The 23,214-nt window shown below is 69.8% G+C and carries 20 protein-coding genes and 1 pseudogene; 14 read left to right on the top strand and 7 right to left on the bottom strand.

Annotation, left to right across the window (positions count from 1 at the left end; all coding sequences use genetic code 11):
* Nucleotides 1-158: 158 nt before the first annotated feature.
* Nucleotides 159-518: a YciI family protein gene (locus ACN675_RS08545; RefSeq protein ID WP_420750449.1), complete on the top strand. Its 360-nt coding sequence runs from the start codon at nucleotides 159-161 to the stop codon at nucleotides 516-518.
* Nucleotides 515-1,786, top strand: coding sequence for an RNA polymerase sigma factor (locus tag ACN675_RS08540; RefSeq protein ID WP_420750435.1), 1,272 nt, complete (start codon nucleotides 515-517; stop codon nucleotides 1,784-1,786). Before ACN675_RS08545 ends, ACN675_RS08540 begins: the two co-directional genes overlap by 4 nt.
* Here the strand turns inward: ACN675_RS08540 and ACN675_RS08535 are convergent.
* From ACN675_RS08535 to ACN675_RS08525, 3 genes and pseudogenes are all read right to left on the bottom strand, one after another.
* A pseudogene (locus tag ACN675_RS08535) lies at nucleotides 1,764-2,429 on the bottom strand (HNH endonuclease family protein); the annotation flags it as partial. The gene ACN675_RS08540 and the pseudogene ACN675_RS08535 overlap by 23 nt on opposite strands.
* 86 nt (nucleotides 2,430-2,515) lie before the next feature.
* On the bottom strand, nucleotides 2,516-2,842 hold the full coding sequence (locus tag ACN675_RS08530) for a hypothetical protein (RefSeq protein WP_197252429.1): 327 nt from the start codon (nucleotides 2,840-2,842) through the stop codon (nucleotides 2,516-2,518).
* A 76-nt stretch (nucleotides 2,843-2,918) separates the two neighbouring features.
* Nucleotides 2,919-3,836, bottom strand: a complete 918-nt coding sequence (locus ACN675_RS08525; protein WP_420750434.1) for an NADP-dependent oxidoreductase — start codon at nucleotides 3,834-3,836, stop codon at nucleotides 2,919-2,921.
* Nucleotides 3,837-3,943: 107 nt separating this feature from the next.
* Here ACN675_RS08525 and ACN675_RS08520 point away from each other — a divergent pair, with 107 nt between their 5' ends.
* From ACN675_RS08520 to ACN675_RS08490, 7 genes are all read left to right on the top strand, one after another.
* Nucleotides 3,944-6,742: a DEAD/DEAH box helicase gene (locus ACN675_RS08520; RefSeq protein WP_420750433.1), complete on the top strand. Its 2,799-nt coding sequence runs from the start codon at nucleotides 3,944-3,946 to the stop codon at nucleotides 6,740-6,742.
* Nucleotides 6,743-6,744: 2 nt separating this feature from the next.
* Nucleotides 6,745-7,500 (top strand): SWIM zinc finger family protein, encoded by a 756-nt coding sequence (locus tag ACN675_RS08515; RefSeq protein ID WP_420750432.1) that lies wholly within the window; start codon nucleotides 6,745-6,747, stop codon nucleotides 7,498-7,500.
* 134 nt (nucleotides 7,501-7,634) lie between these two features.
* Entirely contained in the window at nucleotides 7,635-9,167 is a 1,533-nt protein-coding gene (locus tag ACN675_RS08510) for a CoA-acylating methylmalonate-semialdehyde dehydrogenase (RefSeq protein ID WP_420750431.1), read from the top strand.
* Between the two features lie 43 nt (nucleotides 9,168-9,210).
* Nucleotides 9,211-10,365, top strand: coding sequence for an acyl-CoA dehydrogenase family protein (locus ACN675_RS08505; RefSeq protein WP_420750430.1), 1,155 nt, complete (start codon nucleotides 9,211-9,213; stop codon nucleotides 10,363-10,365).
* A complete protein-coding gene (locus ACN675_RS08500; protein WP_420750429.1) occupies nucleotides 10,362-11,420 on the top strand; it encodes an enoyl-CoA hydratase/isomerase family protein in 1,059 nt (352 codons plus the stop codon). The genes ACN675_RS08505 and ACN675_RS08500 overlap by 4 nt, the downstream gene beginning before the upstream one ends.
* Nucleotide 11,421: 1 nt before the next feature.
* Complete coding sequence (gene mmsB, locus ACN675_RS08495) at nucleotides 11,422-12,330, top strand: 3-hydroxyisobutyrate dehydrogenase (RefSeq protein ID WP_420750428.1); 909 nt, start codon at nucleotides 11,422-11,424, stop codon at nucleotides 12,328-12,330.
* On the top strand, nucleotides 12,327-13,103 hold the full coding sequence (locus ACN675_RS08490) for an enoyl-CoA hydratase (RefSeq protein ID WP_420750427.1): 777 nt from the start codon (nucleotides 12,327-12,329) through the stop codon (nucleotides 13,101-13,103). The genes mmsB and ACN675_RS08490 overlap by 4 nt, the downstream gene beginning before the upstream one ends.
* 94 nt (nucleotides 13,104-13,197) lie before the next feature.
* On the opposite strand, the gene ACN675_RS08485 is transcribed toward ACN675_RS08490, so the two are convergent.
* From ACN675_RS08485 to ACN675_RS08470, 4 genes are all read right to left on the bottom strand, one after another.
* A complete protein-coding gene (locus ACN675_RS08485) occupies nucleotides 13,198-13,725 on the bottom strand; it encodes a MarR family winged helix-turn-helix transcriptional regulator (RefSeq protein WP_420750426.1) in 528 nt (175 codons plus the stop codon).
* A gap of 194 nt (nucleotides 13,726-13,919) precedes the next feature.
* On the bottom strand, nucleotides 13,920-15,068 hold the full coding sequence (locus ACN675_RS08480) for a sulfotransferase family protein (RefSeq protein ID WP_420750425.1): 1,149 nt from the start codon (nucleotides 15,066-15,068) through the stop codon (nucleotides 13,920-13,922).
* A gap of 59 nt (nucleotides 15,069-15,127) precedes the next feature.
* On the bottom strand, nucleotides 15,128-15,919 hold the full coding sequence (locus tag ACN675_RS08475) for an SDR family oxidoreductase (RefSeq protein WP_420750424.1): 792 nt from the start codon (nucleotides 15,917-15,919) through the stop codon (nucleotides 15,128-15,130).
* Nucleotides 15,916-17,082 (bottom strand): hypothetical protein, encoded by a 1,167-nt coding sequence (locus tag ACN675_RS08470; RefSeq protein WP_420750423.1) that lies wholly within the window; start codon nucleotides 17,080-17,082, stop codon nucleotides 15,916-15,918. Before ACN675_RS08470 ends, ACN675_RS08475 begins: the two co-directional genes overlap by 4 nt.
* A gap of 84 nt (nucleotides 17,083-17,166) precedes the next feature.
* On the opposite strand from ACN675_RS08470, the gene ACN675_RS08465 reads away from it, so the two are divergent.
* The 5 genes from ACN675_RS08465 to ACN675_RS08445 all read left to right on the top strand — a co-directional run bounded on the left by ACN675_RS08465 (nucleotide 17,167) and on the right by ACN675_RS08445 (nucleotide 23,186).
* Entirely contained in the window at nucleotides 17,167-18,108 is a 942-nt protein-coding gene (locus ACN675_RS08465) for an IclR family transcriptional regulator (protein WP_420750422.1), read from the top strand.
* Nucleotides 18,109-18,229: 121 nt separating this feature from the next.
* Nucleotides 18,230-19,162: a sulfate adenylyltransferase subunit CysD gene (cysD, locus tag ACN675_RS08460; RefSeq protein ID WP_420750421.1), complete on the top strand. Its 933-nt coding sequence runs from the start codon at nucleotides 18,230-18,232 to the stop codon at nucleotides 19,160-19,162.
* Nucleotides 19,162-21,012 (top strand): adenylyl-sulfate kinase, encoded by a 1,851-nt coding sequence (gene cysC / locus ACN675_RS08455; RefSeq protein WP_420750420.1) that lies wholly within the window; start codon nucleotides 19,162-19,164, stop codon nucleotides 21,010-21,012. The genes cysD and cysC overlap by 1 nt, the downstream gene beginning before the upstream one ends.
* Entirely contained in the window at nucleotides 21,009-22,124 is a 1,116-nt protein-coding gene (locus ACN675_RS08450) for a 3'(2'),5'-bisphosphate nucleotidase CysQ (RefSeq protein WP_420750419.1), read from the top strand. The genes cysC and ACN675_RS08450 overlap by 4 nt, the downstream gene beginning before the upstream one ends.
* 63 nt (nucleotides 22,125-22,187) lie before the next feature.
* Nucleotides 22,188-23,186: an MBL fold metallo-hydrolase gene (locus tag ACN675_RS08445; RefSeq protein ID WP_420750418.1), complete on the top strand. Its 999-nt coding sequence runs from the start codon at nucleotides 22,188-22,190 to the stop codon at nucleotides 23,184-23,186.
* The last annotated feature ends 28 nt before the right edge of the window (nucleotides 23,187-23,214 follow it).

Genomic DNA, 23,214 nt, shown 5'->3' with positions numbered 1-23,214 from the left:
GAAGTCGGAGACCGTGCCGCGAAGTCGGAGACCGTGCCGCCGTCCGGACATCGGCGAACAGAAATGCGCGATCCGCGATGTCCGGATCGGCCCTGCGACTCCGACTCGGGGGTGAAGCCCCATCCGGGGGCATGGCAGAGGAGACGACCGTGAAATACATGCTGTTGATCTACAACCGTCCCGGCTTCGTCGAGGAACTGAGCGACACCGCGCGGGAGGAACTGTTCGGGGAGGTCGACGCGATCATGGCCGAACTCACCGAATCCGGTGAACTCGTCGGCGGGCAGGCCCTGACCGACCCGTCCACCGCCCGCACCGTGCGGCAGGGGGCGACCGCCGCGCACACCGTCACCGACGGTCCGTTCATGGAGAGCAAGGAACAGTTCTGCGGCTACGTCGAGGTCGATGTCGACAGCCTGGACCGGGCCGTGGAGATCGCCGCGCGCTGGCCCGACGTGCGCTACGGCGGGGCGATGGAGGTCCGGGCCGTGATGCACGACGGCGGGGCCGAGATGTGAGCGACCCGCAGGACCTGCTGCGCACCCTCGCGCCGCAGGTCCTCGGGTACCTCGCGGCGCGGCACGGACAGTTCGACGCGTGCGAGGACGCGGTGCAGGAGGCGTTGCTCGCCGCGCACCGGCAGTGGCCGGTCGAGGGCGTGCCGTCGAATCCGCGCGGCTGGCTGATCACCGTCGCGCAGCGGCGGCTCACCGATGAGTGGCGCAGCGACAGCGCGCGCCGCGACCGCGAACATGCCTGGGCGGCAACGGAACCGGACCGAACCGTCACCGATCTCACCGACGCCGGGCATCAGGGTGACGACACGTTGACAGTGCTGTTCCTGTGCTGTCATCCGGCGCTGTCGCCGTCCTCGCAGATCGCGCTGACCCTGCGCGCGGTCGGGGGACTCGACACCGCGCGCGTCGCGCGGGCGTTCCTGGTGCCGGAAACGGCGATGACCCGGCGCATCACCCGCGCCAAACAGGCGATCCGCGACGCCGGGGCGACCTTCACGCTGCCCGCTGCGGCGGACCGCGCCGAACGGTTGCAGGCGGTTCGCCACGTGCTCTATCTGATCTTCAACGAGGGCTACACCAGTTCCGGGGGACCGTCCCTGATCTCGCACGAACTCAGCGCCGAAGCGATCCGCCTGACCCGCCTGCTGCACGCGCTGCTGCCCGAGGACGCCGACACCACCGGCCTGCTCGCGCTCATGCTGCTCACCGATGCCCACCGCGACGCCCGGACCGACCCCTCCGGCGCCCTGATCCCTCTCGCCGAGCAGGACCGGACCCGCTGGGACCGGGCGCAGATCGACGAGGGAACCGCGCTGGTCACGGCCGCGCTCACCGCCGCCCCGCCCGGGCCGTACCAACTGCAGGCCGCGATCGCCGCGGTGCACGCGGAGGCCACCCGCGCCGAGGGTACCGACTGGGCGCAGATCGTCGCCCTGTACCGGGTGCTGGAACACGTCGCCCCCAATCCGATGGTCACGGTGAACCGGGCGGCCGCCGAGGGCATGCTCGAGGGCCCGCGCGCCGGGCTGGATCTCCTCGCGACGGTGGCCGACGACCGGCGGCTCGCCGGCAACCACCGGGCGGTCGCGGTCCGGGCGCACCTGCTGGAGATGGCGGGTGAGGCTGCCGCTGCGCGCGCGGCGTACCTCGACGCGGCCAGGCTGACGGCGAGCGTTCCCGAACAGCGCTATCTGCAGGGACGGGCGGCGCGGCTGTCGCCGACCGGGATGCCTGAGGAGCATCGGGACAGGTCGCGGTCGCGTCGGTGAGCGCGCGGTGGTCGGCCGCGGTCACCGACAGTCCGTACCGCACCGCGACCGTCAGGTACTTGCCCGCGAACCAGCAGCGGGTGCTCGACGCGGGCGGCAGCCAGTCGGCGGGAGTGCGGTCGCGTTTGTCCTCGTTGGCCTCACCGTCCACGGCGACGAGGTTGAAGTCGATGTCGTTGGCGAACTGCCGGCGCAGCTGCGGTGGCCACGTCGCGGCGCCGAGGTCCCACGCCGCTGCCAGGGGAAAGATGTGGTCGACGTGCACCGCCCGGGCGTCGCTGCGCCGGAACAGGATTCGCTCTCCCGTGTACGGGTCGTCGAGGGTTCCCGACAGCACGACGCAATCGCCCGTGCCGGGACGGAACGTCGCCTCGCGCAGGTCGCGCGCAAGCACGTTGTTGCGGGTGTCGCAGCCGTCGTGCCCACCACGACCGGGATGGTCGTCCGACCAGGCCGGCCCGAAGACGCACGCTTCGCCGGTGTCGCAGCCGCGCTGATATCCCGGCACGTGCGGACGCCGGAACACCACTTCGACGCCGGCGAGCAACCGCCCGAGGTCTTCGCGGGACGGGCTGCCGGGCGCGGCCGGCCCCGTCGGCCCGGTTCGTTCCCATCCCAGCGACGCGACGATCGCGACCGCCACCACCACGACCCAGACGCCCCTGCCCCCGCGCACCGGCCGATCGTCGCAGCAGGCACCGACAACCGGGATCGATCAGCCCCGGGTGCTCATCCGTCGACGGTCAACGGAAACCGGGCAGCGTGGATCGACGAGACGGTTCGGCCGTCGTGCCCGATGATCCACGATCCGCCGCTCTGCTTGCACTGGGCGATCCGGTCGAACACGGTGAGCAGGAAGAAGATCGCCTGCTCGGGACTGGCGGTCGCGGCCAGGCGATGGGATTCGCCGTGTTTGGTGCCGTCGAGCCACACCCCGCACTGGCCGTCCAGCCGCAGGGTGGTGACGTGACCGGAATCGACGAACGCGTACTTGACCTGTTCCCAGGGGGTGTTGGAGCTGTAGGTCTGCTCGAGGACCTGGATCAGAATCGTCATGGCGGACTCCTGGTGAGGGACCTGTTCACCAGTGTCCCAGTGTCGTTCCCGCTGTGCGCCCGATCCGCGGGTGCGCTCAGCGAACCGTGATGACGACCTTGCCGCGGGCATGGCCGCCTTCGACGACGGCGAGCGCCGCACCCGCCTCCCGCAGCGGGAACGTCCGCTCGACGTGCGGGTCCACGGTGCCGTCCGCGACGAGAGCCGCAACGGCCGCGAACACCTCGGTGGTGCGTCGCCGTTCCACTCCGGAACCGCCCAGTTCCGCCGCCCCGGCCGGATCGGCGACGCTGACGATGCGGGCTCCGGGAGCGGCCGCGGCGAACGCCCGGAGGGTCGCGCCGCCGACCAGGTCGACGATCGCGGTGATGCCGGAAGCGGCGGCGCCGGAAACACGGTCGGCCGCGTCGTCGCCGGATTCGATCCAGGTGGCGCCGTTGCCTTCCACCAGGTCCCGCTTGCCGGCCGACGCGACCCCGAGCACGGTTGCGCCGCGAGCCCGCGCGAGCTGGGTCGCGGCTGATCCGACGCCCCCGCCGGCACCGATCACCAGCACGGTGTCCTCGTCCGTGATCGCGAGTGCGTCGACGATGTCGAATGCGGTGCCCAGCGCCACCGGGACGGTCGCGGCGGCGGCGAAACTCACCGGCTCCGGTTTGCGGGCGGCGCTGTGCGCGTTGAGCAGGGTGTACTCGGCGTATCCACCGAACCCGGTCGCGGTCGCGCCGAAGACCGCGTCCCCGATCGCGAAGCCGTCGACGCGGTCGCCGACGGCGGTGACGACACCGGACACCTCCCGGCCCAGCACGGCCGGCAGGGTCACGGGCACCGTGTCCTTGCGGGTGCCCGCCCGGACCTTCCAATCGGCCGGGTTCACGCCCGCCGCGTGCACCGCCACCAGCAACTGCCCGGGACCCGGTACGGGGAAGTCGGGGTCGAGGAACTGCTGGGTTTCGGGGCCGCCGTATTCGGCGAAACCGTAGGCGAGGGGCATGCGCTCAGCCTAGGGCGGCTCCGCCGCCGGTGTGTCTTTGTGGCGGCCCTGACCGCCGGAAAGACGCACCGGCGCCGAAGGCGCACACGCCTGGCACCATGGTGGGCATGTTGCACGGGGTCTGGTCACCGGGATCGGGTCTGTTGTTGTGGCGCGACCCCTCGGCCCCGCGCGACGACGACCTGCTGCCGTCGGTGCTGCGGCGCTGGACCGACCGCCCGTTCCGGCATCGCGTCGAGCTGAAACTGCTCGGGGACGACGAGCCGCGCACCCTGCCCGCGGTCGCCGTGGCACCTCCGGATGCTGCCCAGCTCCTGCTGGATCTGCCGCGCCGGCCCGACGGCGTGTCCGGGGACCTGCGTTTCCTCGCGCACGTCGCCCGCGGCATCGAACGCTGGGCTCAGGCAGGCCGCGTCGCACCCCAGATGCATCGCGCCGAGAAGCAGTGGTGGGTGCGCTGGCAGTTGCTCGGCGGGGAGCGGACCCGCGCGTGGAAGGCGGAACTGGTCGCCGCGATGCCCCCGGTGCAGCGGCAGCTGGGCAATCCGTCGCGGCTGCTCGAGAACCTGTGCACCGAACTCACCGACCCGATCACCCGGTCGATGCTCGGGTCCGGCACCTCGCTGCATCCGCTGATCGCGGCGCTGACCGAGGGGGCGCCGCACCACGCGGGCACCCAGCGCATGGCCGACGCGCTCGACGAGTGGCGCGCGAGCCTGTCGGGCAACGAACCCGACCTGGTGCTGCGGCTCGTCGAACCCGACGAGGCCGACGATCCCGCGGACGCCCTGTGGCGGCTCGAGGTGTGCCTGCGGTCGGAGGGCCAGGCCCCGGCGCCGGTGCCGATCGGCGGCACCGACGCGGAACTGCTGCAGATCGGCATCCGCAAGCTCGGCGCCGCGTTGAAGGCCTACCCGCGGCTGCAGGACGTGCCCCGCGACCCCGACAGCCTGGACCTGCTGCTGCCCACGCCCGTCGTCGTCGACCTCGTCGAGCACGGCGCGCGTGCCTTGCAGGACACCGGCGTGGCGCTGCTGCTCCCGCGCGCGTGGGCGACGGTCGAACCGTCGCTGCGGTTGCGTGTCGAGTCCGCCGCCGCCCCGGTCGCGGCCGAGGAGAGCGCGGTCGGCATGAACGCGATCGTCTCGTACGAATGGCAGCTCGCGGTGGGCGACATGCTGCTCAGCGCGACCGAGATGGAACAGCTCGTCGCCGCCAACAGCGACCTGGTCAAGTTGCGCGGCAAGTGGGTCAAGGCGGACGCCGCCGCGCTGGCCCAGGCCGCCCGGTACGTGACCCGCAATTCCGGGCAGGACACCACCCTCGGCTCGTTGTTCGCGCAGTTCACCGGCGACGACGTGCCGCCCGCCGAGGTCACCGATATCAGTGCCTCCGGCTGGGTCGCGACGCTGCTCGACGGGCAGGCACACCCGGAACCGGTCCCGGCCCCGGCCGGTCTGCACGCGACCCTCCGGCCCTACCAGCAGCGCGGTCTGGACTGGCTGGCGTTCATGAGCGGACTCGGACTCGGGGCGGTGCTCGCCGACGACATGGGTCTGGGCAAGACCGTGCAGGTGCTGGCGTTGCTGGTGCACGAACGCACCCGTGGCCCGGTCCGGCCGACGCTGCTGGTGTGCCCGATGTCGGTGGTCGGCAACTGGCAGCGCGAGGCCGCGAAATTCGCGCCCGGCCTGCGCGTCCACGTCCACCACGGGTCGGGCCGGTTGCGCGACGACGACCTGGCGGCCGTGGTCGACGACAGCGACCTGGTCATCACCACCTACGCGATCGTCGCCCGCGACCTGGCACACGTGCGGGCGCTGCCCTGGCATCGGGTGGTGCTCGACGAGGCGCAGCACGTGAAGAACGCGAACACCGCGCAGTCCCGCGCGGTGCGGTCGGTCGCGGCCTCGCATCGCATCGCGTTGACCGGCACGCCCGTGGAGAACCGGCTCGAGGAACTGAGGTCGATCCTCGACTTCGCGAATCCGCGGCTGCTGGGTTCGCCGGCGTCGTTCCGGGCCCGGTTCGCGGTGCCCATCGAACGCGAACGCGACGCGGCGGCCGCGGCCCGGCTGCGGGCACTGACCGCCCCGTTCGTGCTGCGCCGCGTCAAGACCGACCCGGACGTGATCGCCGACCTGCCCGAGAAGTTCGAGCAGACCGTCCGCGCGAACCTCACCGCGGAGCAGGCCGCGCTGTACCGGGCGGTCGTCGACGACATGATGCGCAAGATCAAGGAGAAGGAGGGGATGGCCCGCAAGGGCGCGGTCCTCGCGGCGCTGACCCGGCTCAAGCAGGTGTGCAACCATCCGGCGCACTATCTCGCCGACGGATCGCCGGTGCTGCGCCGCGGCCGCCACCGCTCCGGCAAGCTCGGCCTGGTCGAGGACATCGTCGAGTCGGTGCTCGCCGACGGCGAGAAGGTCCTGCTGTTCACCCAGTTCCGCGAGTTCGGTGCGCTCATCGCCCCCTATCTCGCCGAGCGGTTCTCCACGCAGGTGCCCTTCCTGCACGGCGGGGTGTCCAAGACCCGCCGCGACGCGATGGTCACCGGGTTCCAGGAACCGGACGGACCTCCGATCATGCTGCTCTCGCTCAAGGCCGGCGGAACCGGACTCAATCTGACCGCGGCCAATCACGTCGTGCACCTGGACCGATGGTGGAATCCGGCGGTGGAGAATCAGGCCACCGACCGTGCGTTCCGGATCGGCCAGCGGCGCGACGTGCAGGTGCGCAAGCTCGTGTGCGTCGGCACCGTCGAGGAACGGATCGACGAGATGCTCACCGGTAAACAGGAACTCGCGGACCTCGCGGTGGGTGTGGGGGAGAACTGGATCACCGAGCTGTCCACCGACCAACTCCACGCCCTGCTGACCCTGAGCGACGACGCGGTGGGTGAATAAACATGGCGCGAAACAACTTCCGCAGATACGGCACACCGATCCGCGTCGACGGCGGCATCGAGGCCCGCACCAAACGCGGCGCGATCGGGCGTAGCTGGTGGTCGAAGGAACTGATCGGTGCCATGGAGCAGGTCGCCGACAAGGGCCGGCTGACCCGCGGCCGCACCTACGCGCGCTCCGGGCAGGTGCTCTCGATGCGGCTCGAGCCGGGCGCGGTCGTCGGCGACGTGCAGGGCAGCCAGCTGCGCCCGTTCACCGCGACCGTCACGGTCCGCACCCTCGACGAGGAGGCGATCGCCGAACTGGTCGAGCAGGTGCGTTCGGCGCCCGGGATGCTTGCGCGGCTCGCGGCCGGGGCGCTACCGGAGGAGCTGGGGCCGCTGCTCCTGCCGCGACGCGCCGGGGAGCTCGACTTCGACTGCACCTGCCCCGACGACGGCTGGCCCTGCAAACACGCCGCGGCGGTGGCGTATCTGCTGGCCGAACACGTCGACGAACACCCGCTGGCCGTGCTCACCCTGCGCGGTGTGGGCCTCGAGCGGCTGATCGGCGAGGTCGATGCGTCGGAGCCGCCCGCCGACGACTTCTACGGCGACGACACGGAACTGCCGGAACTGCCGATGGAGCGGTTCCGCCCGGCGCTCGAGGATCTGGACCCGATGCTGCTGCGGCGTGCGCTGCGCGCGGGCGGCACGGACGAGGCCGTCGTCATCCGCGCGGTCTCCGACCTGGAGGATCTGTACCGCCGCCTGCGATGATGCGGCGTCGCCGGGACCCGGCAAGATGTGACGGTAGACATACATGGACTTCCAACTATAGGATGGACACAGACTTCGAGGGGCGCTTTCGGTGCCCTACGTCCGAACCGTCGATCAGCAAAGGACTCGCGACAATGAGCATTCGTGAACTCACCCACTTCATCGGTGGCGAGCACGTCGCCGGGACATCCGGGCGATTCGGGGACGTCTTCGACCCCAACACCGGCGAGGTGCAGGCACGCGTCCCGCTCGCCACCCAGGCCGAGGTCGAAGCCGCCATCGCCAACGCCGAAGAGGCCCAGAAGGTGTGGGCGTCGTGGAACCCGCAGAAGCGCGTCCGCGTGCTGATGCGGTTCCTGCAGCTCGCGCAGGACAACATGGACGAACTCGCCCGGCTGCTGTCGAGCGAGCACGGCAAGACCATCCCCGACGCCAAGGGCGACGTCCAGCGCGGCCTCGAGGTCGTCGAGGTCGCTCTCGGTGCCCCGCACCTGCTCAAGGGTGAATACACCGAGTCCGCCGGCACCGGCATCGACGTCTACTCGATGCGCCAGCCCCTCGGCGTCGTCGCCGGCATCACCCCGTTCAACTTCCCCGCGATGATCCCGCTGTGGAAGGCCGCCCCGGCGCTCGCGGCCGGTAACGCGTTCGTTCTCAAGCCCTCCGAGCGCGACCCCTCGGTGCCGCTGCGCCTCGCGGAGCTGTTCCTCGAGGCCGGCCTGCCCGCCGGTGTCTTCAACGTCGTCAACGGCGACAAGGAATCCGTCGACGTCCTGCTCAACGATCCGCGTGTCAAGGCCCTCGGCTTCGTCGGCTCCACCCCGATCGCGCAGTACATCTACGAGACCGCCGCGAAGAACGGCAAGCGCGCACAGTGCTTCGGCGGCGCGAAGAACCACGCGATCATCATGCCGGACGCCGACCTCGACCAGGTCGCGGACGCACTCGTCGGCGCCGCCTACGGCTCGGCCGGTGAGCGCTGCATGGCGCTGTCCGTCGCCGTCCCGGTCGGTGAGGAGACCGCCGACCGCCTCGTCGCCAAGCTCCAGGACCGCATCGCCGAGCTGCGCATCGGCACCAGCTTCGACGAGAAGGCCGACTTCGGTCCGCTCGTGACCGCCGCCGCTCGCGACCGCGTGCACGACTACATCGCCAAGGGTGTCGAGGAAGGTGCCGAGCTCGTCGTCGACGGCCGCGGCTTCGTCCTCGAGGGCAACGAGAACGGCTTCTTCTCCGGCGCGACCCTGTTCGACAAGGTCACCACCGACATGTCGATCTACCGCGAGGAGATCTTCGGCCCGGTGCTCACCGTCGTGCGCGCCCGCGACTACGAGGACGCGCTGCGTCTGCCGACCGAGCACGAGTACGGCAACGGCGTCGCCATCTTCACCCGCGACGGCGACACCGCCCGCGACTTCGCCACCCGCGTCCAGGTCGGCATGGTCGGCGTCAACGTCCCGATCCCGGTGCCGATCGCCTACTACACCTTCGGCGGCTGGAAGGCCTCCGGCTTCGGTGACCTCAACCAGCACGGTCCCGACGCCTTCCGCTTCTACACCAAGACCAAGACGATCACGCAGCGCTGGCCGTCCGGCGTCAAGGAGGGCGACCTCGAGGGTGCCCACGTGAGCGACACCGACCACTTCGTCATCCCCACGATGGACTGAGCGCCTCGGACCGGACCGGACGACAGACCCAGACAGGATCAGCATGTTCACCCTCACCGACGACGACCGGGCGATCCGCGACACCGCCCGCGACTTCGCCACCGAGTACCTGGCACCGAACGCAGTGGAATGGGACCAGGCCAAGCATTTCCCGGTCGACGTGATGCGCAAGGCCGCGGCACTCGGCATGGGCGGCATCTACGTCCGCGAGGACGTGGGCGGCTCCGGACTGCGTCGACTCGACTCGGTGCGGATCTTCGAGGAGCTCGCCAAGGGCTGCCCGTCGATCGCCGCGTACATGTCCATCCACAACATGGTCACGTGGATGATCGACAAGTTCGGCAACGACGATCAGCGGCGCCGCTGGGTGCCGGGGCTGTGCTCGATGGAACAGCTCGGCAGCTACTGCCTCACCGAACCGGGCGCAGGCTCGGACGCGGCGGCCTTGAGCACCAAGGCCGTCCGCGACGGTGACGACTACGTGCTCACCGGCGTCAAGCAGTTCATCTCCGGCGCCGGCACGTCCGACGTGTACGTCGTGATGGCGCGGACCGGCGAACCCGGCCCGCGCGGCATCTCGGCGTTCATCGTCCCGAAGGACACGCCGGGTCTGTCGTTCGGCGCGAACGAGAAGAAGATGGGCTGGAACGCCCAGCCCACCCGCCAGGTCATCCTCGAAGGCGCGCGGGTGCCGGCGGAGAACCTGCTCGGCGCCGAGGGCGGCGGCTTCCGCATCGCGATGCAGGGCCTCAACGGCGGTCGCCTCAACATCGCCGCGTGCTCGGTCGGCGGCGGCCAGACCGCCCTCGACCGCACCGTCGCCTACCTCGCCGAACGCAAGGCGTTCGGCGACCGGCTCCTCGACTCCCCGGCGCTGCAGTTCCGCCTCGCGGACATGCGCACCGAACTCGAGGCGGCCCGGACGCTGCTGTGGCGGGCGGCGGACGCTCTCGACCAGGGCGCCGACGACGTCGTCGAACTGTGCGCGATGGCAAAGCGTTTCGCCACCGACGCCGGTTTCGAGGCCGCGAACGAGGCGCTGCAGCTGCACGGCGGCTACGGCTATCTCGCCGAGTACGGTATCGAGAAGATCGTGCGGGATCTGCGTGTGCATCAGATCCTGGAAGGAACCAACGAGATCATGCGGGTGGTCGTCGCGCGCAGCGTGGTGGCCGCGGCGCAGACAGGAGCGGCATGACCGGGCAGGAACCGGAAGTTCTCGTCGAGGTGTCGAACGGCGTCGGCCGTCTGACCCTCAATCGCCCCAAGGCGATCAACGCTCTCAACCACGGCATGGTCCGTACCATCGCCGAAAATCTCCGCACATGGGCCGACGACGACTCGATCCGGGCCGTCGTCGTGTCCGGGGCGGGGGAGCGGGGGCTGTGCGCCGGCGGTGACATCGTCTCGATCTACCACGACGCCAAGGACGGCGGCACCGGATCGCAGGAGTTCTGGCGCGACGAGTACATCCTCAACGCCGCGATCGGCCGCTACCCGAAGCCCTACGTGGCGATCATGGACGGCATCGTGATGGGCGGCGGCGTCGGCATTTCCGCCCACGGCAACGTGCGGGTCGTCACCGAACGCTCCACCATCGCCATGCCCGAGGTCGGCATCGGCTTCGTCCCCGACGTCGGCGGCACCTACCTGCTCTCGCGTGCCCCCGGTGAACTCGGCACCCACATCGCGCTCACCACCGGCCGGCTGAAGGCGGGCGACGCGATCGCCCTCGGCTTCGCCGACCACTTCGTCCCGTCCGAGTCGCTCGACAAGTTCGTCGGGGCGATCGGAAGCGCCGGGCTCGACGACGCGATCGCCGAATACTCCCGTCCTGCACCGGAATCCGAACTGCTCGCACAGCAGTCCTGGATCGACGCCGCCTACTCCGCGGACACCGTCGAGGAGATCGTCGAACGCCTGCAGGCCTCCGGCCTCCCCGAAGCACAGGCCACCGCCGAGCAGATCCTCGGCAAGTCGCCCGTCGCGCTGAAGGTCACGCTGCGCTCGCTGCGGCAGGCCCGGGAGGCCGGCAGCCTCGAGCAGGTGCTCGACGAGGAATACCGGGTGTCGCTCGCGTCGCTGAAGTCGCACGACCTCGTCGAGGGCATCCGTGCCCAGGTCGTCGACAAGGACCGCAACCCGCAGTGGTCGCCGGCCACCCTCGCCGACGTGACCACCGCCGACGTCGATGCCTACTTCCAGCAGCTCGGCGAGCTCGAACTCGGCCTCGCCGCATCCCAAGGAGAATGACATGAGTGCTCTCCCCACCGTCGCGTTCCTCGGTCTCGGCCACATGGGCGGGCCGATGGCCGCGAACCTCGTCAAGGCCGGCTACTCGGTCACCGGATTCGACCCGGTACCCGCCGCCCAGGAACAGGCGACCAAGGACGGAATCACCGTCGTGGCCTCCGCCGTCGAGGCCGTGCGCGACGCCGACGTCGTCATCACCATGCTGCCCAACGGCAAGCTCGTGCTCGATCTCTACGACGAGATCCTGCCCGCCGCCAAGCCGAACACCCTGTTCATCGACAGCTCCACCATCGACGTCGCCGACGCCCGCGAGGCGGCCGAACGCGCCCACAAGGCCGGACATCGCGCCATCGACGCCCCCGTCTCCGGCGGCGTCGCGGGTGCCGCCGCCGGCACGCTGGCGTTCATGGTCGGCGGTTCCGAGGACGACTTCGCCACCGCGCAGCCGCTGCTCGACGTCATGGGCAAGAAGGTCGTGCACTGCGGCGCCTCCGGTGTCGGGCAGGCCGCGAAGATCTGCAACAACATGATCCTCGGCGTGTCGATGATCGCGATCAGCGAGGCGTTCGTGCTCGGCGAGAAACTGGGCCTGAGCAACCAGGCGCTGTTCGACGTCGCGTCCAACGCGTCCGGCCAGTGCTGGGCGCTGACCAGCAACTGCCCGGTCCCCGGACCGGTCCCGACGACTCCGGCGAACAACGACTACCAGCCGGGCTTCGCGGCAGCACTCATGGACAAGGACCTCGGACTGGCCGCGAACGCGCTGCGGGCCAACGGAGTGGAGGGCGAACTCGGGCTGCGCGCGGCCGAGCTCTACCATCGGTTCAACACCGGTGGCGGTGGCGGACTCGACTTCTCCGCCATCATCACCGACATCCGTGCCCGTTCGAATGCAGAGGACAACCAGTGACCGATTTCGAGACCATCCTGCTCGACCGCAAGGGTCGCGTGGGACTCATCACGCTCAACCGGCCCAAGGCGCTCAACGCGCTCAACAGCCAGCTGATGCGCGAAGTGGTCGCAGCCGTCGAGGAACTCGACGCCGACCGCGAGATCGGCGCGATCGTCATCACCGGCTCGGAGAAGGCGTTCGCAGCCGGCGCCGACATCAAGGAGATGGCGCCGAAGACCTACTCCGAGGCGTACGGCGAGGACTTCTTCTCCGACTGGGACAAGATCTCGTCCGCCCGTACCCCGATCATCGCCGCGGTCTCCGGCTACGCGCTGGGCGGCGGCTGTGAGCTGGCGATGCTGTGCGACTTCATCATTGCGGCGGACACCGCGAAGTTCGGGCAGCCCGAGATCAAGCTGGGCGTCATCCCGGGCATCGGCGGTTCGCAGCGCCTGACCCGCGCCGTCGGCAAGGCGAAGGCCATGGACATGTGCCTGACCGGACGCAACATGGATGCCGAGGAAGCCGAACGCGCCGGCCTGGTTTCGCGCATCGTGCCGGCCGCCGAGCTGCTCGACGTCGCGCTCGAGACCGCAACCACCATCGCGTCGATGTCGCTGTCCGCGGCCATCATGGCGAAGGAAGCGGTCAACCGCGCGTTCGAGACGACCCTCGCCGAGGGCGTGAAGTTCGAACGGCGCCTGTTCCATTCGACGTTCGCCACCGCCGACCAGAAGGAAGGCATGGCCGCGTTCATCGAGAAGCGCACGCCGGAATTCAAGCACGCATAGCGTGGTGTTCGAGCACGCCTGAGCGTGATACGACTGCAGGGCCGACCCGGAAGGGTCGGCCCTGCAGTCGTTTTCGTGATCTGGATCGGCGCCGTCACCACTTGGTGGGCGCGCCACCGGTGTCGAAGTCGCCGGCGTCGTGCCGCATTCCGGCCAGGATGCGCAGCAGCGGCTCGAGTTGATCGTCGGGAATGCCGGGTCGCGAGAACACCTCGGTATTGAGCTTCTCGGTCGCGGCGATCGCCAGCGCGCGACCGTCGTCGGTGAGTTCGACCAGTGTCGCGCGGCGGTCGCTCGGGTGCGGGGTCCGGCGCACCAGCCCTGCCGATTCGAGCCGGTCCACCGCGTTCGTGACGCTGGTCGGGTGCACCTGCAGCCGCGCGCTGGCCTTGGCCATCGGCAGGGCGCCCTGGCGCGTGAAGTGCAGCAACGTCAGCAGTTCGTAGCGCGCGAAGGTGAGACCGAACGGTTTGAGCACCTCTTCGACCCGCGCCATGAGGATCTGCTGGGCCCGCATCAGCGACGTCACCACGGCCATGCCGTCCGCGACCTCACCCCAGCCGTGGTCGATCCACTGGCGGTGGGCTTCGGCGATGGGGTCGAGCGGCAGCGGTGCAGGCATACGTCGATCATCCCACGAAGGAACGCCCGATCGGACAGTGGACACCGTCCGAAATCGATTCCGCGGGTGTCGCGGACGGCGATTCCGGGGCAGGTGACGGCCCGAACGGCCGGCACCGGGACCCGGAATGCCCGCTGTGCCGACGGTGATCACCAACCATGGGGTGCCACCGCATGTTTCGCGCCCGCGGACGGTCAGCGGAAGGCGTAGTCGGGGAAGCGTTCGTCCACCTCTTCGACGGTCAGCCCGAACTCCTCGAGGGTGTAGCGATGCGCGGGTTTGCGGTCGCCCTGGCGGCTTTCGGCGTGCAGGGCCGCCATCGCCGCTTCGGCCTCGGCGCTGAGACCGATTCCGAAGCGGTCGTAGAGCGAACCGATCGTGCCGATCGGGTCGCCGACGAAGTCGCGGTAGTCGACGTCGACGAATCGGGCCTGGTCGTGCCGGGCCCGGACCTCGGTGAACTTCTCGAAGCCGCGCGCCCACAGGTCGAGCTGGCTGCGGCCGATCGTGTCGCCGACGAAGGCCTCCGACCACCCCTCCGAGGCCTGCGCGGTGAGGCTGCACACCGACGGGATGACGGTGCGCGGGTCGCGATGGGTGACGACGACGAGCGCGTCCGGGTACACGGTGAGCAACTCGTCGAGCGCGAACAGGTGGCTCGGGTTCTTCAGCACCCAGCGCTTGTCGGCGTCGGGCAGGCCGATGAGCTGCAGATTGCGGCGGTGCCGCTCGTAGGCGCTCGTCCAGTCCTGGGTGGCGAGCCACCGGGAGTAGGTGGGCAGGTGCGCGAGGCACTCGTACGACACGGACCGGAAGGACTGGCGCAGCAGCTGCCAGCATTCCTCGACCTCACCGGCGGACATGTAGTGCACGCCCATGAACTCCGGGTGCTCGATGTGGTGCTGCGCGAATCCGGCCTCGATCCCGGCGAACACCGGGTTGTCCGCCCACGTGTCCCGCGGCGGCCGCGGCTGGGGTATCTCCGTCAGCCACATCTCGAGCCCCTGGTGGGCCGGGTCGGCGGTGAGCAGCCGGTGCAGCGCGGTGGTGCCGGTGCGGGGTAGTCCGGTGACGAAGATCGGGCGGGTGATCTCGACGTCGGCGTGTTCGGGATGCTGTTTCCAGGCGGCCTCGGACAGCAGCCGCGCAACGAGGGCGCCGCGCAGGAACACCCGCGACATCTTGCTGCCGAGCGGTGTCAGTTTCTCATCGCGGGCGTACGACTCGAGCAGGACGCCGAGGGCCTCGTGGTAGTCGTCGCTGCCGAAGTCGGTCAGTCCGGTCAACCGGGTTGCGGACTCGTGCAGGGATTCGGCGCTGCCGATGGTGGTGCGTTCGGTCATGGTGGACTCCGTCCCCGTGTGCCTTCGTGGCGGCTCCTGCCGCCACAAAGGCACACGGCTCAATGATGAAATTCGCCGCAGTTGACGTCGAGGCACTGCCCGGTGATCGCCGACGCCATCGGCGAGGCCAGGAAGATCACCGCGTCGGCGATCTCCTCGGTGGTGGGCAGGCGACGCAGGTCGCTGGCGGCTGCGGTGTGCTCGTAGATCTGCTCGACGGTGGTGCCGTACTTACCGGCCTGGTGCTCGAAGTAGCTCCGGAGGATCGGACCCCAGATGTAGCCGGGGGCAACGGAATTCACTCGGATTCCCTGGGGTCCGAGTTCGGTCGCCAGCGACTGCGACATCGACAGCAACGCCGACTTCGCGATCTTGTAGCTGCCGTACCGTTCCTGGGAATGCCGCAGCACCATCGAATTGACGTTCACCACTGCGCCTTTCGACTCGGCGAGGACGGGGGTGAACAACTGGGTCAGGCGCAGCGCGCCGAGCACGGACAGTTCCACGCTGTCCCGGATGTGCTGGAAGTCGGTGCGCGCCAGCGGCTTCATCGACGGGACCGAGAAGGCGTTGTTGACCAGCACGTGCACGGCGCCGAATTCCTCGACGGCCGCGGCCACCAGTGCGCCGGCGGATTCGTCGTCGGTGATGTCGGTGGGCACTCCCAGGGCGCGCCGGCCCAGCGCGGTGACCTCCGCGGCAACCTCGTCGAGCCGCTCGCGGGTGCGGGCGGCCAGCACGACGTCGGCGCCGTGTTCGGCGCACCGGACCGCGAGGGTACGCCCGAGACCGGGCCCGACGCCGGAGATCACGACCACCCGGTCGTGCAGCAACCCCGCCGGCGCGCTCACGCCTGCATCCGATCGGCGATCGCGGTCTGGCGCGCCGCGATCCGCCGGGACCACGCCTCGGGGGTGATGCGGTTGGACTCGTGGAACGGCAGCGACTCGGCGATCTTGTCGAACGGAACCACCTGTGCCGTCGGACCGTCCGCGGCGGTGAGTTCGCGGTCGATGCGCTGCCAGCGGAACTGCAGGATGCCGCGGCTGCGGCCGAGCGTCTCGATCCAGTTGGTGATCCCGGGGTTGCGGTTCGAGATCACGATGCGGACGTTGCCGTCCGGATCCACCTGGGCCTGAGTGTTGTTCAGCGACGTCTGGTGGTGGATGTAGTCCAGCGAGATGTACCAGAGGCTGCCGATCTGGAAACCCAGGTAGGGGGCGTCGGACGCGGGCACGGTGAGGATCATCGCCTCGTCGTCGGCGAGTTCGTAGTGCCCGACGGACGAGTACTGCGTGTCCAGGCCGCCGGGGGTGCGGCGGGGTGCGGTCACGGTGTTGACCGGCAGCTTCAGGTAGAACCACTCGGGGAACTGCAGCCACGTCTTCACCCGCGAGACGAGCGCACGTCCGGCCCGCTCGTAGCGTTTGACGGCGTCCTCCTGCGTCGGTTCGGCCGCGGGGACGCCGAGCGCGTCGACCCGGTCGATGCGGACGGTGCCGCGTCGCTGCGACCAGTCGCTGTACACCTCCCGGATGACGAGCTGCGACGATCCAGGCGCGAGAGTGAAGTAGTTGCGCTCCGGGTCGGTGGGACCGGGGCCGAAACGCACCTCGAACGTGCCGTCGTCCTCGATGCGGATCGCGCGGTCGTCGAAGGCGGTGACGTTGCCGGGCACGTCGGCGTCGGTGTAGTTGCCGGCGAGCACCTGGAAGCTCAGGTCGCAGGTGGTGCCGCGGCGGCCGGTGACCACGTACTCGGCGTTGTCGCGCACGGCCGCACCCCAGTACAGGGTGTCGGGGTTGTCCAGGCCCATCTTGGAGTACGGGCCGGTGCCGGTGATGAGGACCGGATGGGTACTGCTGTGGGCCCAGGCGGCGTGCACGCACGCGGCGATTCCCCCGGCGAGGTAGGCGTAGCCCTCGGCGAGATCCTGATCGGTGCGGATGTGCGACGCGGTGGCGACGAGTTTCTCGGCCTCGGCGATCGCCGCGGTGAGCGGATCGGTGATCACATCGATCTCCCTGTGGTCCAAATATGTACCGCTGCGGTAAGGTCTGATTGGACCGACGATAGAACGTGTTACAGGAAGTGGTCAATGGTTCGTCGCAGTGATTCCACCGCGCCGATCGGGGACGGCGCTGCCGGGTCCGCCCGCCGCTCACCGCCGACCGAGCGGGTCGTGCAGGTCCTCGACCACCTCGTCGCCCACCCGGGCGTCCGGTTCGGCCTCTCCCAACTCGCCCGCGAGCTGGACCTGAGCAAACCGACCTGCCTCGGCATCCTCACCGCGCTCGCCGACGCGGGTTATCTCATGCGCGACCCGGTCGACAAGACCTACGGGCTCGGCCCCGCCCTGATCGTCGCCGGGCGCGCGGCGCAGCGCGGCTTCGCGGCCGGTCCGGTCGCGCACCGGCATCTCGCGCAGCTCAGCGACCGGTTCGACGCCGCCTGCACGGCCTCGGCCGTGGTCGGCGACCGCATCGCGGTGCTCGACGTCGTTGGACCCCGGGGCGCGACGGCGAGCGCCCGGGTGGGGGAGGTGTACCCGTTCGCGCCGCCCGTCGGCCTGATGTACGTCCTGTGGGACACCGACCAGCGCCTCGAACAATGGCTGCGGCGCGAGCCGACGCTGCCGGTACGGCTCGACCGCCCGCATCTGCAGCGCGTGGTCGACCGGTGCCGGCGCACGGGATACCTCGTCGAATCGCTCACCCGGGGCGGGCGGCGGCTGTATGCGCTGATGGCCGGTGTGGTCGCGCACGACCTGGCGCCGGAACTGCGCGAACTGCTCGGGGAGCTGGTGTCCAGTCCGGGTGAGCGCGTCCTCTTCCCGGAGGAGGCCCCGGCTGGTGAACCGCTCGCGGTGAACCTGATCGCCGCGCCCGCCTACGACCCGGACGGCCACCAATCGCTGGTCCTCGCGCTGCACGTCGAGGCCGAGATCGACGCCGCGGAGATCGCGCGGCGCGGCGCGGCGCTCGTCGAGGCGGCCGATGCGATCACCGCGGAGCTCGGCGGGCGCCGTCCGGAGCGCTGATGGCTGCTCCGGTCTCCCGAAACCGTTGACCCGGAATTGAAACTCGTTCTATCGTTTCGGTAGTTCGACTTCGACCGAATCGGTACATATTTGGACCGACATCCCGGGTGGGGAGTACCTCATGACCACGGCGCAACCGTTTCGACCACCGTCCTACGAGTTGCCACCCCTCCGCGCGCTCGAAGCCGAATCCGTGCACATCTTCCGGGAGGTCGCGGCGACCTTCGAGCGACCCGTGCTGCTGTTCTCGGGCGGCAAGGATTCGGCGGTGATGCTTCATCTCGCCGCCAAGGCGTTCTGGCCCGCGCCGCTGCCCTTCCCGGTGCTGCACATCGACACCGGCCACAACTTCGACGAGGTCGTCGAGTTCCGCGACCGGGTCGTCGAGCGCCTCGGCGTGCGCCTGATCGTCGCGTCCGTCCAGGACGACATCGACGCCGGCCGCGCCGTCGAGGACACCGGCCCGCACGGCGGCCGCAACCGGTTGCAGACCGGCACCCTGCTGCGCGCCCTGCGCGAAGGCGGCTTCGACGCGGTCTTCGGGGGTGCCCGCCGCGACGAGGAGAAGGCTCGCGCCAAGGAACGCATCTTCAGCTTCCGAGACCGGTTCGGGCAGTGGGATCCCAAGGCGCAGCGACCCGAACTGTGGCACCTGTACAACGGGCGGCACCGCAAAGGCGAGCACATCCGCGTCTTCCCCCTGTCGAACTGGACCGAACTCGACATCTGGTCGTACCTGCGCGACGAGAACATCGACCTGCCGACGCTGTACTACGCGCACCGCCGGTCCGTCGTCGAACGTGACGGAATGCTCCTGGCGCACACCCGATTTCTGACTCTGCAGCCCGAGGAGCAGCCACGCGAGGCGCTCGTGCGCTTCCGCACCGTCGGCGACGCCACCTGCACCGGCTGCGTCGAATCCACCGCGGCCACCGCCGAACAGGTGGTCGCCGAGGTCGCCGCCAGCCGCGTCACCGAACGCGGCGCCACCCGCGCCGACGACCGGATCTCCGAGGCGGGCATGGAAGACCGCAAGAAGGAGGGCTACTTCTGATGTCCCACCTGCTGCGCATCGCGACCGCCGGCAGCGTCGACGACGGCAAGTCCACGCTGATCGGCCGGCTGCTGTTCGATTCCAAGGCCGTCTTCGAGGATCAGCTCGAGGCCGTGGCCCGTACCAGCCGGGACCGCGGCGCCGAACAGACCGATCTGGCGCTGCTCACCGACGGCCTGCGCGCGGAACGGGAACAGGGCATCACCATCGACGTCGCGTACCGCTACTTCGCGACGCCGCACCGCAGCTTCGTCATCGCCGACACGCCGGGACACGAGCAGTACACCCGCAACATGGTCACCGGCGCCTCGACCGCCGACCTCGCGCTGATCCTCGTCGACGCCCGCAAGGGCATCCTCGAACAGACCCGGCGGCACGCGTTCCTGGCAAGTCTGCTCGGGGTGCCGCACCTGGTGCTGTGTGTGAACAAGATGGACCTGGTTGACTGGTCGCAGGACCGCTTCGAGGAGATCTGCGACGAATTCCGGCGCTTCGCAGCCAAATTGGAGATCCACGACCTGTACTTCGTGCCGATCTCGGCGCTGCAGGGCGACAACGTCGTCAGCCGCACTGCGAACATGCCGTGGTACGAAGGGACTTCGCTGCTGCATCATCTCGAACAGGTGCACATCGGGTCCGACCACAACCTCATCGACGCGCGCCTGCCGGTGCAGTACGTCATCCGCCGCAGTGGCGAATTCCGCCGCTACGCGGGCACCGGCGACTTCCGCGGCTACGCGGGCACCGTCGCCAGCGGTGTGTTCAAACCCGGCGACGAGGTGGTCGCACTGCCGTCCGGGTTCGGTACCCGCGTCGAGCGCATCTGGGGGCCAGGCGGGGAACCGCTCGAGCATGCGTTCGCCGACGTCGCCGTGTGCGTCGAACTCGCGGACGAACTCGACCTCGGCCGTGGGGACATGCTGTGCCGGCCCAACAACCGGCCGCTCGTCGGCACCGAGATCGACGCCATGGTCTGCTGGCTCACCGAACGCTCGACCCTCGATCCGGACACCCGCTACACCCTGCTGCACACCACGAAGGCGGTCCATGCCCGCCCTGTACGGCTCGACTACCGGCTCGACGTCAACACGCTGCACCGCAACGAGACCGCAACAACGCTGAGCCTCAACGAGATCGGGCGCGTCCAGCTGCGCACCCAACAGCCATTGCTGTTCGACCCGTACCGGCGCAACCGCACCACCGGCAGCTTCGTCCTCGTCGACGAGACCACCGGCAACACCGTCGCCGCCGGCATGATCACCGGACCCACCCTCGCCGAGACGGGCGCCGTGTGGCACCCCGCCGAGGTCGTCCGCGCCGACCGCGCCACCACGGGCAGGACGGTGTGGCTGACCGGCCTGTCCGCATCCGGAAAATCCACGGTCGCAGCGGAACTCGAACGCAAGCTGCTCGCGGCGGGAATTCCCGCCTATCGCCTGGACGGTGACAATCTGCGCCACGGCCTCAACTCCGACCTCGGATTCGGACCCGAGGACCGCGCCGAGAACGTGCGCCGCGTCGGGGCCGTCGCCCAATTGATGGCCGACGCCGGCCTGATCGCGATCTGCTCGCTGATCAGTCCCTACCGCGCCGACCGCGACCGGATCCGGCAGCAGCACGCCGACGCCGGCATCCCGTTCGTCGAGGTGTTCGTCGACACCCCGCTCGCCGACTGCGAGGCCCGCGACCCCAAGGGCATGTACGCCCGCGCCCGGGCCGGGGAGATCACCGGCTTCACCGGCGTCGACGACCCGTACGAACCGCCACAGAGCCCCGACCTGGTGCTCCGCCCGTCCGACGGCGATCCGGTCGCGCAGGCCGCCCGGATCATGGAAGTGTTGATGCCATGACAGACGATGCTGCTCTCGCCGCCGAGATCGCCACGGCGGCAGGAGAACTGTTGCTGACCGTTCGAGCCGCCGAGGCCGATACCCTGAGCGGGCGCGAACTCGGCCGCCGCGGCGACCACGACGCGAACATGCTCATCCTCGAAATGCTGGCCGAGCACCGTCCCGGGGACGCCGTGCTGTCCGAGGAGTCCGCGGACGATCCGGCGCGCGTCGACGCCGAGCGGGTGTGGATCATCGACCCGCTCGACGGGTCGAAGGAATACGGGATGCTCGGCCACACCGACTGGGCCGTGCACGTCGCGTTGTGGGAGGCCGGTCGCGGTCTGACCGCCGGAGCGGTCGCCCAGCCGGGACTCGGCGCCGTGTACAGCACCGACGAGGCGCCCGTCGTCGAACGGCGTCCGCTCGGCGAGGGTCGTCCCCGCATCGTGGTCAGCGGTAGTCGCCCGCCGGAGTTCGCCGGTGCGGTGGCCCGCGACGTCGGTGCCGACCTCGTGCGCATGGGATCGGCGGGTGCGAAGGCGATGGCGGTGCTCCGCGGCGAGGTCGACGCCTATGTTCACGCCGGTGGCCAGTGGGAATGGGACTCGGCGGCCCCGGTGGCCGTTGCGCAGGCGGCCGGACTGTTCTGCGCGCGGATCGACGGCTCGGAACTGGAATACAACCGCCCCCACCCCTATCTGCCGGATCTGGTGATCTGCCGGCCGGACTGGGCGCCGACGCTCATGGCGGCCGTCGCCGAGCACGCGACCGCGCCGACCGACAGTCCCCGCGTCGCGATGGCGCGTGCCTATATCCGGTCGCTGATCAGCCACGATGCGTCCCACGTCCGCCTGGCCGCCGATGCCTGGCGGGTGGAGAACGGGCAGCGTACCGGCGAGACCGGCGCCGAGATCCGGCACCGGCTCGAGCACGGACCGGAGTACCGGCCGCTCCGCCGGGTGCGGAATCTGAAGTTCCACGAGTGGGGCAACAACGTCGTTGCGCGCTTCCTGCTCGACATCGCCGCCGGGGGCACCGATACGACGGTGTCGATCACCGAGCACTTCGACATCCCGGCAGGGGAGATCCGTTCGATTCTCGCGATCATCGAGCCCCTGTCCGGAGAATAGTTGAACCCTTTGCGCTAGCTTCGGAGAAGAAGATGCAGTAGTGCAGATTTCGGAGGCGCAAATATGGAACAGTTCAACGAGGCCCGAGACATCGGGGACGGCATCCACGCGATCCCCGTTCCCGTCGCGGACCTGCCGGTCGGCGACACCCAGGTCTACGCGGTCGAGTCCCCACGCGGGGTGATTCTCGTGGACGTGGGGTGGAACAACGACACCTCCTGGAATGCGCTGCAGGCCGGGCTCGCATCGGCCGGACTGTCGGTGACCGACGTCGAAGGGGTGGTTGTCACACACTTCCATCCCGACCACGTCGGCCTCACCGGCCGCATCCGCGAAGCGTCCGGATGCTGGGTCGGCATGCACGAAGCGGACTTCGAGCAGCTCGGACACATGATGGCCGGCCACGACTGGACGAACCGGGAACTCGACCAGTGGGTCAAGGCCGGCGCGCCCGCCGAGTACATCGAGGAATTCCTCGCCGCCGGCCGCGACCGCGACGGCGTCCCGGACGAGAAACCGGACCGGGTGCTGAAGACCGACGAGATCATCCCGCTCGTCGGACGCACCCTGCGAACCGTGTTCACCCCCGGCCACACCCCGGGCCACGCGTGCTTCTACATCGAGGAACACGGCATCCTCTTCAGCGGCGACCACGTGCTCGCCAAGACCACCCCGCACATCGGCGAATTCGACTTCCCCGTGGCCGAACGCGACGCGCTGGGGGAGTTCCTCGACTCGCTGCGCGCCGTCGCGGCCCTGCCCGCCCGCCGCACCCTGCCCGCGCACCGGCAGCCCATCGACGACCTCGCCGCCCGGACGGAGGCGCTCGTCGAACACCACGAACGCCGCCTCGACGATCTCTACGAGTCGTTCGGGGACGAGGAGCTGACGTTGTGGCAAGCCACCGAACGCATGAAGTGGTACCGGCCGTGGGACGAGACACCGCCGCGCGGCAAGCAGATGGCCATGTCCGAAGGTTCGGCGCACATCCGCCACCTCATCGAGCGGGGGCGCGCCCGCCGCGTCCCCGGAACCGATCCGGCGCGGTTCGTCCGCGTGTGACACTCGATCGGACTGCAACAGGGAGGCA

This window comes from Rhodococcus sp. O3 (assembly GCF_048897285.1).
GTDB lineage: Bacteria > Actinomycetota > Actinomycetes > Mycobacteriales > Mycobacteriaceae > Rhodococcus.
The sequence above is the reverse complement of the archived record's forward strand: the minus strand, read 5'-3'. Positions and strand labels throughout refer to the sequence as shown.

What these genes read in the sequence shown, in the direction of transcription:
- ACN675_RS08545 (WP_420750449.1), top strand. Translation starts at nt 159, where the DNA reads ATGCTGTTGATCTACAACCGTCCCGGCTTCGTCGAGGAACTGAGCGAC.
- ACN675_RS08530 (WP_197252429.1), bottom strand. Translation starts at nt 2,842, where the DNA reads ATGACGATTCTGATCCAGGTCCTCGAGCAGACCTACAGCTCCAACACC.
- ACN675_RS08525 (WP_420750434.1), bottom strand. Translation starts at nt 3,836, where the DNA reads ATGCCCCTCGCCTACGGTTTCGCCGAATACGGCGGCCCCGAAACCCAG.
- ACN675_RS08520 (WP_420750433.1), top strand. Translation starts at nt 3,944, where the DNA reads ATGTTGCACGGGGTCTGGTCACCGGGATCGGGTCTGTTGTTGTGGCGC.
- ACN675_RS08515 (WP_420750432.1), top strand. Translation starts at nt 6,745, where the DNA reads ATGGCGCGAAACAACTTCCGCAGATACGGCACACCGATCCGCGTCGAC.
- ACN675_RS08510 (WP_420750431.1), top strand. Translation starts at nt 7,635, where the DNA reads ATGAGCATTCGTGAACTCACCCACTTCATCGGTGGCGAGCACGTCGCC.
- ACN675_RS08505 (WP_420750430.1), top strand. Translation starts at nt 9,211, where the DNA reads ATGTTCACCCTCACCGACGACGACCGGGCGATCCGCGACACCGCCCGC.
- ACN675_RS08500 (WP_420750429.1), top strand. Translation starts at nt 10,362, where the DNA reads ATGACCGGGCAGGAACCGGAAGTTCTCGTCGAGGTGTCGAACGGCGTC.
- mmsB (WP_420750428.1), top strand. Translation starts at nt 11,422, where the DNA reads ATGAGTGCTCTCCCCACCGTCGCGTTCCTCGGTCTCGGCCACATGGGC.
- ACN675_RS08485 (WP_420750426.1), bottom strand. Translation starts at nt 13,725, where the DNA reads ATGCCTGCACCGCTGCCGCTCGACCCCATCGCCGAAGCCCACCGCCAG.
- ACN675_RS08480 (WP_420750425.1), bottom strand. Translation starts at nt 15,068, where the DNA reads ATGACCGAACGCACCACCATCGGCAGCGCCGAATCCCTGCACGAGTCC.
- ACN675_RS08465 (WP_420750422.1), top strand. Translation starts at nt 17,167, where the DNA reads ATGGTTCGTCGCAGTGATTCCACCGCGCCGATCGGGGACGGCGCTGCC.
- cysD (WP_420750421.1), top strand. Translation starts at nt 18,230, where the DNA reads ATGACCACGGCGCAACCGTTTCGACCACCGTCCTACGAGTTGCCACCC.
- cysC (WP_420750420.1), top strand. Translation starts at nt 19,162, where the DNA reads ATGTCCCACCTGCTGCGCATCGCGACCGCCGGCAGCGTCGACGACGGC.
- ACN675_RS08450 (WP_420750419.1), top strand. Translation starts at nt 21,009, where the DNA reads ATGACAGACGATGCTGCTCTCGCCGCCGAGATCGCCACGGCGGCAGGA.
- ACN675_RS08445 (WP_420750418.1), top strand. Translation starts at nt 22,188, where the DNA reads ATGGAACAGTTCAACGAGGCCCGAGACATCGGGGACGGCATCCACGCG.